This is a genomic window from Mycobacterium sp. SMC-13 (assembly GCF_045311035.1).
Lineage (GTDB): Bacteria > Actinomycetota > Actinomycetes > Mycobacteriales > Mycobacteriaceae > Mycobacterium.
This window is the reverse complement of record NZ_JBJIAI010000005.1, coordinates 1-17,100: the sequence shown is the minus strand read 5'-3', so window position 1 is coordinate 17,100 and position 17,100 is coordinate 1. Positions and strand designations below refer to the sequence as shown.

16 protein-coding genes are annotated in these 17,100 nt (G+C 65.9%); 7 read left to right on the top strand and 9 right to left on the bottom strand.

What is annotated here, in order from left to right; all coding sequences use genetic code 11:
* The first annotated feature begins 6 nt into the window (after positions 1-6).
* Positions 7-402, top strand: coding sequence for a lipopolysaccharide assembly protein LapA domain-containing protein (locus ACJH6I_RS09240; protein ID WP_318983937.1), 396 nt, complete (start codon positions 7-9; stop codon positions 400-402).
* 163 nt (positions 403-565) lie between these two features.
* Here the strand turns inward: ACJH6I_RS09240 and ACJH6I_RS09235 are convergent, their stop codons facing one another.
* Entirely contained in the window at positions 566-1,588 is a 1,023-nt protein-coding gene (locus ACJH6I_RS09235; RefSeq protein WP_406783998.1) for a phosphotransferase family protein, read from the bottom strand.
* Between the two features lie 9 nt (positions 1,589-1,597).
* Positions 1,598-2,206: a histidine phosphatase family protein gene (locus ACJH6I_RS09230; RefSeq protein WP_064857768.1), complete on the bottom strand. Its 609-nt coding sequence runs from the start codon at positions 2,204-2,206 to the stop codon at positions 1,598-1,600.
* Positions 2,207-2,293: 87 nt separating this feature from the next.
* Here ACJH6I_RS09230 and ACJH6I_RS09225 point away from each other — a divergent pair, with 87 nt between their 5' ends.
* On the top strand, positions 2,294-3,025 hold the full coding sequence (locus tag ACJH6I_RS09225) for a GntR family transcriptional regulator (RefSeq protein ID WP_318983939.1): 732 nt from the start codon (positions 2,294-2,296) through the stop codon (positions 3,023-3,025).
* Between the two features lie 6 nt (positions 3,026-3,031).
* On the opposite strand, the gene ACJH6I_RS09220 is transcribed toward ACJH6I_RS09225, so the two are convergent.
* From ACJH6I_RS09220 to ACJH6I_RS09210, 3 genes are all read right to left on the bottom strand, one after another.
* Positions 3,032-4,366 (bottom strand): MFS transporter, encoded by a 1,335-nt coding sequence (locus tag ACJH6I_RS09220; protein WP_318983940.1) that lies wholly within the window; start codon positions 4,364-4,366, stop codon positions 3,032-3,034.
* Between the two features lie 195 nt (positions 4,367-4,561).
* Positions 4,562-5,215 carry a phosphonatase-like hydrolase gene (locus ACJH6I_RS09215; RefSeq protein WP_406784043.1) on the bottom strand — a complete coding sequence of 218 codons (654 nt, stop codon included), beginning with the start codon at positions 5,213-5,215 and terminating at the stop codon, positions 4,562-4,564.
* Between the two features lie 88 nt (positions 5,216-5,303).
* Positions 5,304-6,449: a TIGR03364 family FAD-dependent oxidoreductase gene (locus ACJH6I_RS09210; RefSeq protein ID WP_406783997.1), complete on the bottom strand. Its 1,146-nt coding sequence runs from the start codon at positions 6,447-6,449 to the stop codon at positions 5,304-5,306.
* A 189-nt stretch (positions 6,450-6,638) separates the two neighbouring features.
* On the opposite strand from ACJH6I_RS09210, the gene ACJH6I_RS09205 reads away from it, so the two are divergent.
* A complete protein-coding gene (locus ACJH6I_RS09205; protein WP_267325923.1) occupies positions 6,639-7,397 on the top strand; it encodes an SDR family NAD(P)-dependent oxidoreductase in 759 nt (252 codons plus the stop codon).
* Position 7,398: 1 nt separating this feature from the next.
* Here ACJH6I_RS09205 and ACJH6I_RS09200 read toward each other — a convergent pair whose 3' ends face one another.
* Positions 7,399-8,061, bottom strand: a complete 663-nt coding sequence (locus ACJH6I_RS09200; protein WP_267325924.1) for a TetR/AcrR family transcriptional regulator — start codon at positions 8,059-8,061, stop codon at positions 7,399-7,401.
* A gap of 70 nt (positions 8,062-8,131) precedes the next feature.
* Here ACJH6I_RS09200 and ACJH6I_RS09195 point away from each other — a divergent pair, with 70 nt between their 5' ends.
* On the top strand, positions 8,132-9,571 hold the full coding sequence (locus ACJH6I_RS09195) for a carotenoid oxygenase family protein (RefSeq protein ID WP_406783996.1): 1,440 nt from the start codon (positions 8,132-8,134) through the stop codon (positions 9,569-9,571).
* A 16-nt stretch (positions 9,572-9,587) separates the two neighbouring features.
* Here ACJH6I_RS09195 and ACJH6I_RS09190 read toward each other — a convergent pair whose 3' ends face one another.
* From ACJH6I_RS09190 to ACJH6I_RS09180, 3 genes are read right to left on the bottom strand one after another with little or no spacing between them, the layout of a single operon-like run.
* The gene (locus ACJH6I_RS09190) at positions 9,588-11,465 is read right to left on the bottom strand and encodes an alkyl/aryl-sulfatase (RefSeq protein WP_406783995.1); all 1,878 of its coding nucleotides are present in this window, start codon (positions 11,463-11,465) and stop codon (positions 9,588-9,590) included.
* A gap of 31 nt (positions 11,466-11,496) precedes the next feature.
* The gene (locus tag ACJH6I_RS09185) at positions 11,497-11,988 is read right to left on the bottom strand and encodes a metallophosphoesterase family protein (protein ID WP_406784042.1); all 492 of its coding nucleotides are present in this window, start codon (positions 11,986-11,988) and stop codon (positions 11,497-11,499) included.
* Positions 11,989-11,999: 11 nt separating this feature from the next.
* On the bottom strand, positions 12,000-12,980 hold the full coding sequence (locus tag ACJH6I_RS09180) for a phosphotriesterase (protein WP_406783994.1): 981 nt from the start codon (positions 12,978-12,980) through the stop codon (positions 12,000-12,002).
* Between the two features lie 126 nt (positions 12,981-13,106).
* Between ACJH6I_RS09180 and ACJH6I_RS09175 the strand changes: the two genes are divergently transcribed.
* The 3 genes from ACJH6I_RS09175 (at position 13,107) to ACJH6I_RS09165 (ending at position 17,025) form a co-directional block, all read left to right on the top strand.
* Complete coding sequence (locus ACJH6I_RS09175; protein WP_406783993.1) at positions 13,107-13,571, top strand: hypothetical protein; 465 nt, start codon at positions 13,107-13,109, stop codon at positions 13,569-13,571.
* A 179-nt stretch (positions 13,572-13,750) separates the two neighbouring features.
* Positions 13,751-14,149 (top strand): MmpS family transport accessory protein, encoded by a 399-nt coding sequence (locus ACJH6I_RS09170; protein ID WP_061005004.1) that lies wholly within the window; start codon positions 13,751-13,753, stop codon positions 14,147-14,149.
* Positions 14,150-14,217: 68 nt separating this feature from the next.
* A complete protein-coding gene (locus tag ACJH6I_RS09165; protein WP_406784041.1) occupies positions 14,218-17,025 on the top strand; it encodes an RND family transporter in 2,808 nt (935 codons plus the stop codon).
* Positions 17,026-17,100 lie beyond the last annotated feature (75 nt).

Sequence of the window (17,100 nt, the reverse complement as noted above, 5' to 3'; positions counted from 1 at the left end):
GACGGTATGAGTAGCGATCACGCGTCTACCCCCGAGCCGACCGGGTCGGAGTCCGAGCCCGCGGCTGTGCCCGCCGAACCGCCCGCGCCCAAGTCCCCCAAGCCGGGCACTCCGGACAAGAAGTCCAAGACGCCCGAATCGGCGGTGAAGTTCACCCGCACCGCGGCACTCTGGACGGCGCTGGTCCTCGGTTTCCTCATCCTGATCCTGCTGCTGGTGTTCATCCTGCAGAACGGCGACGACGTCACGCTGCGGCTTTTCGGCTGGCAGCTGACCATGCAAAAGGGTGTCGCGATCCTGCTCTCGGCCGTCGCGGGTGGTCTGCTGACCTTCGCGGTCGCGAGCATCCGGATTCTGCAGCTGCGGCTCGCCGCACGGAAGAACTTGAAGGCCGGGCTCTAGTTTCGTTCCCCCGCGAGCGTGCGTGTCTGCACCCGACACGCCGCCCGCCATGTGCAAGGACGTCGCGCTCGTCAGCCGCGAGCGCGACGTTTTTGCACGAATATCCCGGCGTGTTGCGTGCAGACACGGACGCTCGCGGGAAAGAAAGGCAGGCGCGCTCGCGCTAGGTGAGGGCTGCCAATCCGGCGGCGATGAGCGGCGCGACGGCCTCGCCGACGGGGTCGTCGTGGCCGGCTTCGCCGGCGGCCATGCGGGCGCGGAAATCGATGCCGGCGGCGATGATCGCCAGCTTGAAGTACGCCAGCGCCAGATAAAAATCCCAATGATCGAGTGGCTGCCCGGCCGCCACGGAGTACTTCTGGGCCAGCTGGTCCATCGGCGGAATCTTGTCCGAGGACCAGGCCGCGTCGGAGTGCACCATCGAGAACATCGGGTGCCGGTAGACGCACATCAGCGCGGCGTCCGACAGCGGATCACCCAGGGTCGACATCTCCCAGTCCAGCACCGCCCGCACCTTGGTCGGGTCGACGGCGTCGAGCATGGTGTTGTCGATGCGGTAGTCGCCGTGGACGATGGCGCTGCGACTCTGCGGCGGCAGCTTCTCGGCCAGCAGGCCGTGCAGCCGGCGCACGTCCGCGTCGCGCGGATCATCCGGCAGCCGCACCAGGTCCCACTGCGAACCCCACCGCCGCACCTGCCGTTCCAGGTACCCGTTGGCCTTCCCGAAGTCCCCGAGTCCGACGGCTTCCGGGTCCAGGGCGTGCAGGTCGGCCAGCACCTTGATCAAGGCGTCGACACAAGCGTCGATGGTCTGCTGATCGCCCAGCGCGTCGAGCTCCGCCGAGTAGCGCACGACCCGGCCGGGCACGAATTCGACCATCTGGAACGGCGCACCGAGTACCGAGTCGTCATTGCGCATGGTCACCGGATGCGCCACCGGCACCGTCGTACCCTCAAGTGCCGCAACGACTTTGTACTCGCGGGCCATGTCGTGCGCCGACGGCGTCAGGCCGTGCAGCGGCGGCCGGCGCAGCACCCATTTGGCGGCGTCGTCGAAGACCAGGAACGTCAGATTCGACCGGCCCCCGGCGATCAGTTCGGCGCGCAGCTCACCGCTGCGGGGCACCCCGATCTCGCGCAGATGCGCGTCGAGGGCAGTCAGATCAAGGCCGTCGAGAGATCCCACCCGATCTGTCTACCACCGCTGATTTCGCGGCAGCAGATCCCACACGTGTTCGACACTGTTGACGCCGGCGACCGCCAGCCGGCCGCTGCGTGAGGCCAGCAGGCGGGTGATGCCGGTGTAGTCGACCTGGAACGACAGGATGCGCTCGGTCGGCACGATGTCGTGCAGCAGTCCGTTGATCACGCCGCCGTGGCTGAAGATCACGACGGTGTCCTCGGCCTCGGCCTCGCTCGCGATGTCGGTGACGGCCTCGGTGATACGGGCGAGAAACGCCTCTTCGTCGACGCTGCTGGGCAGGTGGCCGGTCATGAGCCGGGCCATCTCCTCGGGGTGCTCGGCGGCAATCTGCTCGATCGGGATGTACTGCGCCATGTCGCGGTCGTATTCGGCGAGCCGGTCGTCGATCTCGATGTTCAGCCCGAGCGCGGCCGCCACCGGCTGGCCGGTCTGGATGGCGCGCTTCTGCGGGCTGCTGATGAGCCGCGTGATCGGGAACCGCTTGAGCGCGTCGGGCAGCCGGTTGGCCTGCGCGATGCCCTCCTCGGAGAGGTCGGGGTCGGCGCCCTCACCAGGCTCGTTGCGCAGCGGCAGGGCATGACGGATCAGAAGCAGTTGCATAGCGGTTTCCTCCACAGCGGTAGTGCGCTGACGGGCAATACTATGCAGCTAAGTTGTCATGACAAGACACCGAGAGGCGGTACACCGATGGTCGGCTCCCAGTCGCGCCATGAGCATGTCGCGGCGGTGTTGCGGCAGCGGATCACGCGGCACGAGTACCAGATCGGTGAGTCACTGCCCGCCGAGAGCGCGCTGTGCGCGGAGTTCGACGTGTCGCGAGGGCCCGTCCGCCAGGCCCTCGCGACCTTGAAAAACGAAGGCCTGATCCGTATTTCGCGGGGCAAGCCCGCCACCGTCCGGAGCCACGACGTCCGCCAGACGCTGGACACGTTCACGCCGTTCACCCAGTGGGCCGAGCGCAACGGCCGCACCGCAGGGAGCCGGACCCTGGAGATCTCGCGTAGACGCGCCAGCGAGACCGCGGCCGCCGCGCTGAGCCTGACCACCGACGACTTCGTCGTCGAGGTGCTGCGTGTGCGTCTGCTCGACGGCGAGCCGGCGATGATCGAACGGAGCAGTTTCACCGACGCGGTGGGTTCGCTGCTGTTCGAATTCGACACCGACTCCGGCTCCATCACCGACTACCTGACCGACCGCGGAGTCCAGTGGGACGCCATGGAGCACGTGCTCGACGCCGTCGCCGCGGACGAGGTCGACGCCGAGAACATGCACATCGAGCGGGGCAGCCCCCTGCTGCGTGAGCGTCGTACCTCACGCGACCAGTTCGGGGTGGCCTTCGAGTATTCCGACGACCGATACCGGCCCGACGTGGTGGCCTTCAGCATCGTCAACGCCCGCACCATCGAGGTCCGCGCCTGACGGTGGCTAGTCGGCCACCGGCATCCGATTCCAGTAGGGAATCAACAGCAGCATGGCGATGAACGCGGCCCCGGCGAAGCCGTAGAACAGTGCCGAGGTGCCCAGGTAACCCGGCAGCAGGCCACCGAGGATGGCGCCTACCGAGCCGCAGCCGTTGATGATTCCCGTGGCCGTGCCGGCGTGCTTGGACGTACCGAAGTCGACGGCCGCGATACACGAGATCATGGCATCGGCGCCGTAGACGGTCAGGCCGATCAGGCCCAGGACGCCGACCATGATCCACACATTGCCCGTCGCGGTCAGCGGCCCGAACAGCATGAGCACCACAACCAGCACGGCCAGGCTGATAACGCTCGCCGGCACCCGGCGCGCCTTGAACACCTTGTCCGAGACGCGGCCCAGCAGGATCGGGGCGATGACGCCGGCGATGCCGAACGCCACCGGGACGGTCACCGCGGTGAACTTGTCACCGTCGTGCAGCTGTTCGGCAACGATCACCGGGCCCCACAGCAGGATGGCGTAGCGCGCGGGCTTGAGCAGAAAGTACGACGCCCCAAGGGTTCTCACCATCTGATCCTTCAGTACCACGGCAAGGGACTCGCGCCACGACGAGCTGGGCTCGGCGATGGCCTCGTCCTCCGCGGCAGCGTCGAGCTCGACCCCTTCCACGGTGTCCTCCGCGGCCCGGTACTCCTCGATCGGCGGTAGGCCGACATCCGCAGGGCTGTTGCGCTGGAAGATGAAGAACAGCACGAATACCACGGCGACGATGGCCGCACCGCTGAAGAACGCGGCGCGCCAGCTGCCGAACAGGTCGTAGGCGAACCACCCGACGACCGGCGCGGCGACGAGTCCACCGAAGGCGTAGTTGGTGCTCCACAGCCCCAGGACGTGGCCACGTTCCCCGACGGAGAAGAACTGGGACATGTTGCTCAACGTGCCCGACCAGCCTGTCGATTGAGCCAGGCCTTGCACGATCATCAAGGGCAGCAGGAAGACCACGGCCGGCAGCAGACCCATGAACAGAGTCGCGACCGCGGAGATGGCCAGGCCGCCGAGCACGACGACGCGTGGGCCGAACCGGTCGGAGACCTGGCCCCAGACGAATTGGCCGACGGCGTAGGCGGTGAGATACGCGGCGTCGAGATTGGCCATGACGCTCTTGGTCAGATGGAGGTCCAGGACGGGGTCTTCGAGAATGCCAAGCTTGGCGACGGAGAACGTCTGACGGGTGAAATAGAAACCGGCATAAGCGATCCAGGTGATGGCAAAGATGCGGATACGCCAGCGTTGGTACTTCGGATTGGTGGTGCGCGACTTGGACAGCAGGGTCTGCGACATGGCTGTTCACTTCCACTGGGTGCGGGGTAAGGGAGCGCGGAGCGAAGATGGGCCGACCAGATGCGTAGCAACGCCATCGAGATCGTCGGCAAGGCAAGGTTTTTGGCGCGAGAGCGCGAGAGGTTAGAGTGAGAGGCGCGGGGTTGGTCGGGGCCGAGGGTGCGGCACCCGACCACCGCGGAGTGCGTCGTCGAATCAGCCCAGGGTTGCCACCAAACCGGGCAGGTCGGCCACGCTGTCCAGGATGTGGGTGGCGCCGGCAGCGGACAGCTGCGCGGCGTTGTGCGCGCCGGTCAGCACGCCGACCGAAGCACGCGCTCCGGCGCGCAGGCCGGTGATGACGTCCGACGAGGTGTCGCCGACGACCACCATCGATTGCACCGAGTCGGTCTCGGTCTGCATGAGGGCGGCGAGCGCCATGTCGGGATAGGGCCGCCCGCGGACGCCGGGAGCGGGGCAGAGCACCGCGTCGGCGAGGTCCTGCCAACCCAGCGCATCGATGATGGCCTGCTGGGTATCCCTGGCGAAGCCCGTGGTCAGCGCGACCTTGATGCCGCGGGACCGCAAAGATGTAATGACATGTTCGGCCGGCGGGATGGGGCTGCAGTTGCCGTCTGCGACCAATTGGGCGTAGCAGCGCTCGAACTCCTTGTTGGCCGCTTGTGCCTGCTCTTCGTTGCCGCGGCTGAGGTGGCGGAACACGACGATCTTCGACTGCCCCATGGTGTCCGACACGTAGCGCAGCATCGCTTCGCGGTCGGCTTCGGTCTTCGACAAGCCGGCATGGCTGTCTGCGGCCAGGAACGATTGCTGCACGAGGCCGGTGTCCTCGACTGTTGTCCCGGCCATGTCGAACACCACCAGGCTGATTCCGGTTGTTGATTCGCTGCCCACTTCTGGGTCCTTTCCCTTGGGATGGTTGGGTTTTCGGATAGCTCTAGACGGTGGCCGGGACACCCGCGGCCGACAGTGCGCGCTCGACGCTGTCGGCTGCCAGGCCCATACTCGTGGTCATGCCGATGCCGGTGGTGACCGTCACGACGTGGGTGCGTTCCACCGGCTCCTCGATGAGGAACTCCTGTCCCGGGGCCGAGCAGTAGACGCCCTGCCAGCGTTCGGAGACTTCGATGTCGTTGACGCCGAATAGTTTTCGGGTTTGTTCCAGCAGAATTTCGAAGCCCTGCTCGGACTGGAACGGTGCGGCCGCGACTTCGCGGATGTGGGTGTCGCCGATCAACAGCGAGCCGTCGGGCTGCGGCGTGAACATCAGGTGCAGGTCGATGTCCACCGCGTCGGGATGCTCGTCCCGCAGTCGCCGCGCGACGGCCCTGACGCTGGGCAGGTCCTCGAAACCCGAGTACCGCAGCAACGACCACCCGGTGAACAGCGGCGCCGGAAGCGTGAACGCCAGCGGCAGCCTGGCCCGGATCATGTGCAGCCGGCAGCGCAGCAATCCGTCGCGCTCGGCCAGCTGAGGGAAGAGCCGGTCGATGTCGTAGTTGACCGCGACGAAGGTGGTCTCGGTGCGTATCTGCCCGCGCGAGGTGTGCACGACGCCCGGCCCGAAGCCGGAAGCCGCGGTACGCCAATGGAAGTCGACGCCCTGCGATTCCAGCCACCGCGCGATGGACGGCACCGCGGTGCGCGGGTCGACCTGAAGGTCGCCCGGCAGGTACATGCCTCCGACGACGCGTGGATCGTGCACCGGTACGCGGTCGACCATCTGCTGACGGTTGAGCACGTGCACGTCACCACTGGGCCGGACGTCGGCGAATTCACGCATGACGGCCAGTTCGTCCTCGTGGCGGGCCACACAGTAGGTGCCCGCCTGCTTCGACCAGAACCCAGCTTGCCGGGACAGGTCCAGCCAGTGCTGTCGGCCGGCCCGGGCGTAGTCCAGCGCGACACCGTTCTGCGCGGTGATGCACGCGTGGCCGAAGTTCTGCACCGACGCGCCGACCACACCGGCGGCGTGATCGATCACCGCGACCGCCAGTCCGCGACGGTGGGCGTGATAGGCGTGCGCGAGGCCGACGATTCCAGCTCCTACGACAACGACGTCGTAGCTCCGTTGATTTGGCATGGCAATAACAGTGCGGCACATCGCCATAGTTGTCAATACAAGTTATGGACTAATTCGCTACTCCTATATATAAGTGTAACGGTGCGTGAACGTGCGGGAAACGATGCCGACGGCGCACCGCCCCCTTGCGCGACGGTCGCCGTGACAACATGGGCACCAGCACGCCACCCCAGCACCGAAGGAGCCGCCATGGGGTACGCCGACGACCTGTTCGACCTCACCGACCGGGTGGTTCTGATCACCGGAGGCAGCCGCGGCCTCGGCCGGGAGATGGCTTTCGCGGCAGCACGCTGCGGCGCCGACGTCATCATCGCGAGCCGCAACCTGGAGTCATGCCAGGCCACAGCGTCCGAGATCATCGCCGAGACCGGCCGCGCCGCATTGGCCTACCAGGTGCACGTCGGACGCTGGGACGAGTTGGACGGTCTGGTCGACGCCGCCTACGACGAATTCGGCAAGGTCGACGTGCTGGTGAACAACGCCGGGATGTCACCGCTGTACGAATCGCTGGGCTCGGTGCCGGAGAAGCTGTTCGACGCGGTGGTGAACCTGAACTTCAAGGGGCCGTTCAGGTTATCGGCGCTTGTCGGCGAGCGGATGGTGGCCGACGGCGGCGGTTCCATCATCAACATCAGCTCGTCGGGCTCACTGCGGCCGGACGCCTACATGCTGCCGTACGCTGCCGCCAAGGCCGGATTGAACACGCTCACAGAGGGTTTCGCGAAAGCCTTCGGCCCGACGGTCCGGGTCAACACCCTGATGGCCGGTCCGTTCCTCACCGACATCAGCAAGGCCTGGGGTGCGGATACGTCGAATGCCTTCCGCTCACTGCCGCTGCAGCGCGCGGGTGCGCCACGCGAAATCGTCGGCGCCGCACTGTTTTTGATGTCCGACGCATCCAGCTTCACCACCGGTTCGATCCTGCGCGCCGACGGCGGTTTCGCCTAGCTCACAGGTGACCGCCGGCCACCAGGACGGCGGCCGCGGCGGCGAGTGACGCCTTCGTGCGCTCGCGCTCGTCACCCATGCCGACGAGGAAGTCGACGGCGAGCGGGCTGAGGATATCCCGCAGGCCGTGACCTTCGGCGCCGAAGAACCCCGCCATCTCGAGCATCACCGCGCCATGGCACATGCTCCAGATGCGGCCTGCGACAGCGGCTTCGCCGTCGTCCCGGATGCGGCCGGCCTCGGCCATCCGGCGCACCGACGCACAGAGCGTCTGGAACGACGCGTCGCGCGACGTCGCATGTCCGGTCACCGTCAAGTCTCGACGGACACTCGACAACGATGCCGGGACGGACGTGCCGAACATCAGTTGGTAGTGCTGCGGATTCTTCAACGCGAACCGGCGATAGGCGGCACCCATCGAGAAGAAGTCCGCCACCGGATCCTCGGTGTGCGGGATGGCAGCCAGCGCTGCGCCGAACCGCGCGAAGATCTCATCCGACAGCGCATCGACAACACCCGTCATCGAGCCGAAGTGCGTGTACACAACCATGGTCGACGTGCCCACCTCGGCGGCGAGCTTGCGCACCGTCAGCGCCTGGAGACCATCGCGCTCGAGGATCACGATGCCGGCTTCGATCAATTGCCGGCGAATTTCTTCGCTCACCCTTGCAGACCTCTCATAACAGTGTTATACCAGTAACCGCAGCCAATAACACTGTTATGGAGGTTCTGGGATGACCAACCGCTACCTGGAAGGCGCGTTCGCGCCACTGCACGACGAGTACACCCTGACCGACCTGTCCGTCACCGGCACGATCCCGGACTACCTGGACGGCCGCTATCTACGCAACGGCCCCAACCCGATCGGCGAAATCGATCCTGAGCTCTACAACTGGTTCCTCGGTGACGGCATGGTGCACGGCATCCGCCTCCGCGACGGCAAGGCGGAGTGGTACCGCAATCGCTGGGTGCGTGGGCCGTCCACGGTGGCCGCGCTCGGTGAGGGCGCGGGCCACGGCGGTCCATTCGGCATCGGCGCCAACACCAACGTGCTCGGGCACGCCGGCAAGACGCTGGCGCTCGTCGAGGGCGGCGGGGCGAGCTACGAGCTGACCGACGAGTTGGACACCGTCGGCGTCTGCGATTTCGACGGCACGCTCAGCGGCGGCTACACCGCGCACCCCAAGCGCGATCCGGAAACCGGTGAACTGCATGCGGTTTCGTACAGCTTCACGCGCGGCAACACCGTGCAGTACTCGGTGATCGGCGCCGATGGCCGGGCCAAACGCACCGTCGACATCGAAGTGCACGGCAGCCCGATGATGCACGATTTCTCGCTCACCGAGCGGCATGTCATCTTCTACGACCTGCCCGTGAGCTTCGATACGAAAACCATCGCGGAAATGGCAGTACCGAAGGCACTGCGGCTGCCGGCGCGACTCTTGTTGTCCTCGGTGATCGGCCGGGTCAAGATTCCCGATCCGGTCACCGCGCGGCAGCCGAACCTCAACCCACGTGATCGGCGCTTCCCGTATTCGTGGAACCCCAAGTACCCGGCGCGCATCGGCGTGATGCCCCGCGACGGCGGGAACGCCGACGTGCGGTGGTTCGACGTCGAGCCGTGCTACGTCTTCCACCCGATGAACGCCTACGACTCCCCCGACGACAACACGATCGTCCTGGACGTGGTGCGGCACCCGAAGATGTTCGCCACGGACCGCATCGGCCCCAACGAGGGGCCGCCCACGCTGGACCGGTGGACCATCGACCTGAGTGCCGGCAAGGTACTGGAGGACCGCGTGGACGACCACCCGCAGGAATTCCCGCGCGTCGACGAGCGTCTGGTCGGCAAGCGCCACCGTTACGGATACGCACCGATGATCGCCGAGGGCGTCAGCGGCAGTGACACGCTGCTCAAGCACGACTTCGTCGGCGGCAACACCGCAACCCGCCACTTCGGGGCCGGGAAAGAGCTGGGCGAGTTCGTCTTTCACCCGTCTTCGGCGGCGGCCGCCGAAGACGACGGCGTGCTGATGGGCTTCGTCTACGACGCCCCGACAGACCGCAGCGAGCTGGCGATCCTCGACGCCCAGACCCTGCAGGACGTCGCGAGCATCAAGCTGCCGCACCGCGTGCCGGCCGGGTTCCACGGCAACTGGGTGCCGACCGCCTAGCAGGCGACCGGTCCGGCTACGGCGTGATGATGTTGAACGCCGGGTCGGGCCGGTCGACCACGCTCAGCAGTGTCGGGAGCGCGGTGGCGTCACCGGTCACCTCGACGCCCGGCGAGCTGGTGTCGCCCGCGGCAAAAGCCAAGAGCCGCAACTTGTTCGCCAGTGTGACGGTGGCCTGCGCGCTGCCCGGGTCAGCGGCGACCTTGCGATACACCAGCACGCCGTTGCGCAGGCTCAACCGGTAGTTGGTCGCGACATCCTGGAACGTCACGTCGATGGCCAGGTTCAGGTCCCACGCCCGCGGGCCGTTGATGTTGATCGCGAAGGTGTCGAACATCTGCTCCGGGCTGAGCTGCGCCAGCAAGGTCGGTGAGCTGGCCTGCGTCGGGGTACCGAAGTTGCCGACGCGCAGCTCGGTGGCGCCCGACAGGAAGAAGTTGCGCCACACGGCGTTCTCGGCGCCGTAGGCCAGCTGCTCCAGGGTGTCCGCATACAGCGTCCGGGCCGCGGCATGGTGCTCGTCGGTGAAGATCGCGTGGTCCAACAGGGTTACCGCCCAACGGAAGTCACCCTCGTCGAACGCGGCCTGCGCCAACTCGACGACGCGGTCGATGCCGCCCATGGCCGCCACATAGCGGGGCGCCAACGCGGCCGGCGGGTGCTGCCAGAGCCGACCCGGATTGCCGTCGAACCAGCCCATGTAGCGCTGGTAGACCGCCTTGACGTTGTGGCTGACCGAGCCGTAGTAACCATGCGTGTGCCAGGCCTTCTCCAACGCCGGTGGCATCTGGAAGGTCTCGGCGATCTCGATGCCGGTGTAGCCCTGGTTGAGCTGGCGCAACGTCTGGTCGTGCAGATAGGCGTAGAGATCGCGTTGCAGCGACAGGTATTCGACGATGTTGTCCTGCCCCCACGTCGGCCAGTGGTGCGACGCGAAGACCACGTCGGCGCGCCCGGAGAAGGTGTCGATCGCCTCGGTCAGATAGCCGGCCCAGCCGTGCGGGTCGCGGACCAGCGCGCCGCGCAGCGTCAGCAGGTTGTGCAGGTTGTGGGTGGCGTTCTCGGCCATGCACAGCGCGCGGAATTGCGGGAAATAGAAATGCATCTCGGCGGGCGCCTCGGTGCCGGGCGCCATCTGGAACTCGATCTCGACGCCGTCGATGGTGTGCGTCTCGCCCGTCACCTTGATGTCGAGGGTCGGCACGATCAATGCCACCTCACCCGTCGACCCGACCTGGCCCAACCCGCAGCCCACCTGACCCTGCGGACCACGGTCGAGCGCCGCGCCGTACATGTAGCCCGCGCGGCGCGCCATTGCCGTTCCGGCATAGACGTTTTCCTGCACGGCGTGCTCGGTGAAGCCTTCCGGTGCGATGATCGCGACCTTTCCGGCGTCGACCTCGGCCTGCGACGTCACGCCCAGCACCCCGCCGAAGTGGTCGACGTGACTGTGCGTGTAGATGACGGCCCGCACCTCGCGGTCGCCGCGGTGCGCGCGATACAGCGCAAGTGCCGCGGCCGCGGTCTCCGTGGAGATCAGCGGGTCGATGACGATGACCCCCGTGTCGCCCTCGATGAAGCTGATGTTCGACAGGTCCAGACCGCGGACTTGATAGATGCCGGGCACCACCTCGTACAGGCCCTGCTTGGCACACAGTTGCGACTGCCGCCACAAGCTCGGGTGCGCGCTGTCGGGCGCGTCGCCGTTCAGGAAGTTGTAGGAGTCGTTGTCCCACACCACTCTTCCGTCGGCCGCGGTGACGACGCACGGTTCCATCGCGGCGATGAAGCCGCGGTCGGCGTCCTCGAAGTCCCGGGTGTCCGCGAACGGGAGCGTCGCGGTGTGTGCGCGGTTGGCGGCGGCAATGGCATCGGTGGGCGGCTTCTGCTCCATGCCGACCAACCTAGCGTCAATTTCCCGCGGGTCAGAGCTTATGCAGCACTACGTCCGACAACGTGCCATCGCCGACCGAGGCCGTCATGTAGGTGCAGTGCGGCTGGCGTCGGCGGTCGGTCGGCGAGCCGGGGTTGAGCAGGCGCAGGCCGGTGGCCGCGGTGCTGTCCCACGGAATGTGGCTGTGCCCGAACACCAATACGTCGGTGTCGGGGTACAGCCGGGCCATGCGCGCGTCGCGGCCGGCTGACGCTCCGGTCTCGTGCGTGACGGTGAACCGGACGCCGTCGAGTGTGACGTCGGCCCGCTCGGGCAGGCGGGCGCGCAGGTCCGGGCCGTCGTTGTTGCCCCAGCAGGCGACCAGGCGCCTCGCTCGCTGCTCGAGTTCGTCGAGCAGCGCGACGTCCACCCAGTCGCCGGCGTGGACCACGACGTCGGCGTGGGCGACCTCGTCCCAGACCTGCGCCGGCATGTCGCGGGCCCTCTTGGGCACGTGGGTGTCGGAGATCAGCAGTAGACGCATTCCGCTGCCGCTCAAGTGATCTCGCCGCTGAAGTACCGGCGCGGGTTGTCCACCAGCATAGTGGTGAGCTGTTCGTCGGTGACACCGCGCTCACGCAGTGCGGGCAGCACGTCGTCACTGATGTGGGTCAGCTTCCAGTTCGGCACGGCCGCCAACTTGCCCTCGTGCGAGAACCAGTCGATGAAACACGACGTGTCGTGCGCCAACACCATCTTCTCGGCGTAACCACGCCTGGCGAGCTCCGCCACGGTGTCCACGCGCTGCTCGAACGGCAGCAGGATGTCGAGCCCGAAGCGGTCCATGCCCAGGTACGAACCGGCGTCGGCGAGCGCACACAGGTAATCGAGATCAGTGCTGTCGCCGGAGTGGCCGATCACCACCTTGGTCAGGTCGACGCCCTCCTCCCCCAGCACCTTCTGCGCGACGAGCCCAGAGCGGCTGTGCGCGTCGGTGTGGACGGTGATCGACGCGCCGGTCTGCACGTGCGCCTGGCCGACGGCGCGCATCACCCGCTCAACTCCCGGCGTCAGGCCCTGATGCTCGATGGCGCACTTGAGGAACGCCGCCTTGACCCCGGTACCGGCGATACCCTCCCGGATATCCCTGACGAAGAGTTCGACCATCGGCTCCGGGGTGTCGAACAGCAGGCCCGGGCCGGTGTGCAGGAACTGGAACGGCACGTCGTTGTAGGTGTAGATGCCCGTCGCGACGACGATGTTGATGTCGACCTGCTCGTTGACCCGCTGGATGCGCGGCAGGTACCGACCCAGTCCGATCACCGTCGGGTCGACGATCGTGTCGATGCCGCGCGACTTGCATTGGCGCAGTTGGTCTATCGCGTCAGCGACGCGGGTCTCTTCATCCCACGGCGACGGGTAGTCCGGGAAGTTCTGCCGAATCTCGTCGCCCAGGATGAACACGTGCTCATGCATGAGCGTGGCCCCGAGGCGGTCGACGGGCACCGGGCCCCTGACGGTCTGCACGTGCGTCATCACCGTCAGTCTGTGTCATGAGCGGTCGGGCATCAAGACCCCATGTCAATCGAGTTGACACAGACTGCTGGTTGCCAGTTAGCTGAGGTAACGTCCCACTCATCCCGGCCGCAAAGGAGTGCCCACATGGATTGGAACTTCCTCGGCACCGACTGGCACCTGTTCGGCAAGCTGGCCGACGTCGCCCTGCTGACACTGCTGTTCGGCGCGACGGTGATGTTCTTCTACATCCAGCGCCTCCGGAAGCAGCCGCAGTTGCCGATGGCCGAAGGCGTCCGAGCCAAGCAGACGGTGCTCACCAAAGTTCGAAAGCGCCAGCCGATGACCACCGAAGAGCTGGAGTACGCCACCCAGGTGATCGACAATCAGCGGACGTTGATGACATTCGCGATCCCCCTCACGATCTTCTCGCTGGGGTGTTTCTACGTGCTCGGCAGCCTCGAGCAGCTCCACGGCGCAACCCCTTCGGAGCGCACCTTTCTCGGGGTCATCGCCATGATCTCGTCCATCAATGTGACCACTCAGATCTTCCGCGTCATCAAGCTGAAAAAGCGGCTCGAGAACGTCACGCTGGTGGATTCTGGGAATTAGCTGGACGCTCTCACCTCGCCTTTCTTTTCCGCGGAATACGCGGAAAGCCACACGCGTCCAATCGCTGATAGTGTTTACGCCGATTCATCTCAAGTTAATTGATATACAACTCGCCGATGTCGAAAGGTGATCGAGTGAACCAGCGCTCTACCGCCCGACGATTCCTCGCACGAGCCTGGATGCCGCTGGTCGCCCTCATCGCGATCGGCGTCGGCGTGCTGTGCATGGTCAAGGTCCACGAATTCTCCGAACCCGGACCGGTTCTGGCCGTCAACCCGCCGCAGGCACCGCCGGAGTTCACCCCCAAGACCCTCACGTATGAGGTGTTCGGCAGCCTCGGGTCCGGCGGGCTGCTGTCGTATGTCGACATCAGCGGGCACCCGCACAAGGTTGAGCTCACCGAACTGCCGTGGTCCCATACCGAGACCACCACTCTCACCGTCGTCTCCGGCAGCATCTCGGTCCAGGTGCACGGCGGCACCGTCGGCTGCCGGATGAAGGTGAATGACGTTGTCCGCGACGAACAGTCCGACGAGCGCGGCAACGCCGACGTCGCCTGCCGGGTGAAGTCCGCGTGACCGACACCGACACCGCCCCGATCGCCCGCCCCGCACACAGCGCGGCCAAGCGCCCCTTCGTTCCCAGAATGGTTCGCCTGCTGGCGATTCCGATCATCGTCTTCTGGGCCCTGCTGGCGGTGATCACCAATACCTTCGTGCCGAAGATCGAAGATGTCGCCGAGGAACTCGCCGGCCCGATGGTGCCGACCTACGCGCCATCGCAGGTGGCGATGCTGACGATCGGCAAGGTCTTCCACGAGTCGACCTCCACCAGCCTGACGATGCTGGTACTGGAAGCCGACCGCGGGCTGACCGAGCAGGACCGCGACTACTACGCGGGCCTGGTCCGCACGCTCAAGGCCGACAGCACGCACGTGCAGTACGTCATGGACACGTGGGGCAAGCCGATCACCGCCGCCGGCGCCCAGAGCCTCGACGGCAAGTCGGCCTACGTGCTGCTCCGACTCGCCGGCGACATCGGGCAGATGGAGGCCAACAACTCCGTCGACGCCGTCAGGAAGATCGTCGACAACTCCAATCCGCCTGCCGGACTGAAGGTTTACGTCAGCGGCGCGGCACCGCTGGCGGCCGACACCGTCGAGATCGCCAACTCCAGCCTGAACAACATCACCATCGCGACGATGTTCCTGATCATCTTCATGCTGTTACTGGTCTACCGCTCGGTCGTCACGATGCTGGTGCCGTTCTTCGGCGTGATCCTGCTGATGCTGTCGGTCAAGGGCCTCATCTCCGCATTCGGGCACTACGGTTTCATCCCGCTGTCGTCGTTCGCCACCAACATGGTGATATCGCTGACCCTCGGTGCGGGCACCGACTACGGCATCTTCCTCATCGGCCGATATCACGAAGCCCGCCTGGCCGGTGAGAGTCGCGAGGACGCGTATTACACCGCGTACCGGGGTGTTTCGCACGTCATCGTCGGCTCGGGTCTCACCATCGCGGGTGCCTGCGCGTGCCTGACGTTCGCCCGGCTGAACTACTTCCACACGATGGGCCCGGCCGTCGCGGTGAGCATGCTGATCACCATCGCCGGCGCCCTCACCATCGGGCCCGCACTGCTCAGCGTCGGCAGCCTCTTCGGGCTCTTCGACCCGAAGCAAGCGGTCAGGGCGAAGCTGTACCGGCGCATCGGCACCGCCGTGGTGCGCTGGCCCAAGCCGATCCTCGTCGCCAGCGTCGCGGTCGTGTCGGTAGGCGCAGTGTTCGTGCCGACATACCGGGTCAGCTACGACGACCGTACATACCAGCCGTCAGATGCTCCGGCCAACCAGGGATTTCAGGCCGCCGACCGGCACTTCCCCAAGAGCAAGCTGTTCAGCGAGATGCTGATGGTCGAGGCCGACCACGACATGCGCAATTCGGCCGACTTCATCTCGCTGGACCGGGTGGCCAAGGCGCTCATCCGGCTGCCCGGCGTGGCGATGGTGCAGAGCATCACGCGCCCCATGGGCCGCGCGCTCGAACACGCCTCCATCCCTTACCTTTTCACCACACAAGGCAGCGGCAACGGCCAGCAGCTGCCGTTCACCCAGCACAACAACGAGAACACCGCCAAGCAGGCCGAGATCACCCGGCACAGCATCGAGGTGCTGAAGAAGACGGCGGACCTGACGCAGACGCTCGCCGACGAACTCCACAACACCGTGCTGACCATGGAGGACATGGAGCGGGTCACCAACGACATGCGTGACGCCGTCGCCAATCTCGACGACTTCATGCGCCCGATCCGCGCCTACTTCTATTGGGAACCACACTGTTTCGACATTCCGGTGTGCTGGTCGTTCCGGTCCCTTTTCGACGTGATCGACAAGGTGGACAACCTCGCCGCCGACATCGGGAACGCGGTCGGCTCCCTGCAGGTGGTCGACAGCCTGATGCCACAGATGGTGTCGCTGCTGCGCCAGACGGTGTCCGACAACCAGGCGCTGCTGGCCCTGATCGTCAACAACTACGGCCCCACCGACATCCAGAACAGAAACACCGACCAGACCTTCGACGACATGATCAATGTCGGCAACGACTTCGACATGTCGCGCAGTGACGATTTCTTCTACATCCCGCACGAAGCCTTCGACAACGACGACATCAAAACCGGTATGGCACTGATGATGTCGCCCGACGGTCATGCCGCGCGCTTCATCGTCACCCACGAGGGCAACGCGATGGGGCCCGAGGGCATCGAGCACGTCGAACAGTTCCCCGACGCGATCAAGATCGCGCTGAAGGAGACGTCGCTGGCCGGGTCGAAGATCTACATCGGTGGATCGGGGTCCAACAACAAGGACATCCAGCTGTACGCCAAGAACGACCTCATGATCGCGGCCATCGCGGCCTTCGTGCTGATCTTCCTGATCATGATGATCATCACCCGATCCCTGGTGGCCGCGTTGGTCATTCCCGGCACCGTGGCATTCTCCTACGCCGGGGCGTTCGGGCTGTCGGTGCTGATCTGGCAGCACCTGATCGGGCTACCCCTGCACTGGCTGATCCTGCCGCTGACCTTCATCGTGCTGGTGGCCGTCGGCTCGGACTACAACCTGCTGCTGGTCGCCCGGCTCAAGGAGGAAATCCACGCCGGCCTGAACACCGGCCTCATCCGCGCCCTCGGCAGCACTGGCGGCGTCGTGACCTCCGCGGGCCTGGTGTTCGCGTTCACCATGCTGGCCATGCTGTCCAGTGATCTGCGGACCATCGGCCAGATGGGGTCGACGGTCTGCATCGGCCTGCTGCTCGACACCCTGGTGGTGCGGTCGTTCATCGTGCCGTGTCTGGTGCGACTGCTGGGCCCCTGGTTCTGGTGGCCGACATTCGTCCGGCAGCGGCCGCTACGTCCGTACACGCCGGCCACCTTGACCCCGGCTAACACTGTGTAGTTGTCAAGGTGCGCAATGCTTTAGGTGTTATGCGGCTGTGTCGAGGCGCATGGTGCGGCGGTTGTATGCGGGGAT